The organism is Parabacteroides sp. AF14-59, assembly GCF_003479515.1.
Classification (GTDB): domain Bacteria; phylum Bacteroidota; class Bacteroidia; order Bacteroidales; family Tannerellaceae; genus Parabacteroides; species Parabacteroides faecis.
Genome location: NZ_QUHH01000064.1, coordinates 1 through 753, shown reverse-complemented (window position 1 = coordinate 753; position 753 = coordinate 1). Strand labels below are relative to the sequence as shown.

Here is a 753-nt window from a genome sequence, read left to right as displayed (position 1 = left end):
TCTTCAGCTTCTTCCACTGCATACTCCAACGTATTGCGCCAATCGCGATAAATTTTCAGATTTTCATCGTAGACGGCACGTTCGTGCGCTGTCATCGCTTCCAGGTTCGCCACATCGAGCAGGCGTTTGAAGGCATCGTTTTTCTCCTTGAACGGAGACATATCAAATAAATTCATATTCTTCAATATATAAACCATATTCTCAAGAGGTGTCTTACATTCCTCTTCACTCAAATTGAACAGGTCGAACGACAGATAAATCTGCTTCAGTTTGACCTCGCCGAAAGTTTTTCCTGTTGCCTCGTTAGCCAACACCACGTCGGTGCGCCAGCTCTGAAACTCTGGCAAGCAGAAATTTAACAGATAGATGCCATATACCGGAAGCAAGCTGTACTTCCAGTTATCGCCGGTTTCTCCCTGACGGGAAACCATCCGACAAATGTAATAAAATCCGCGGTTAAAGAAATAACGTTGCGGGCAATTCTGCATTTCGAGGATAAATTTACTTCCATCCACGTCTTCACACAGGAGATCGAAGATCACCGTTCGTTGTTCTATTACCTCAGGTTGGATTTCTTTATCGAGATAGGTCAGATCCTTGACCCGGTGCTCACCTTCGAGGGTGGCATTGATAAAGTCGATTGCTACTTGCTTTTCACCGAAAACGGTTTTAAAAGCCCGGTCTAACATAATGTTAACGTACTTTTCCATATGTCAATGGTTTTAATGGTCTGCTGCCTACTAGCAGGCAACG

1 protein-coding gene is annotated in these 753 nt (G+C 44.2%); it reads right to left on the bottom strand.

What is annotated here, in order from left to right; genetic code table 11:
* A partial coding sequence (locus DWW23_RS26345) for a PD-(D/E)XK nuclease family transposase (RefSeq protein WP_122357403.1) occupies positions 1–710 on the bottom strand: 710 nt, incomplete at its 3' end.
* Positions 711–753: the final 43 nt, after the last annotated feature.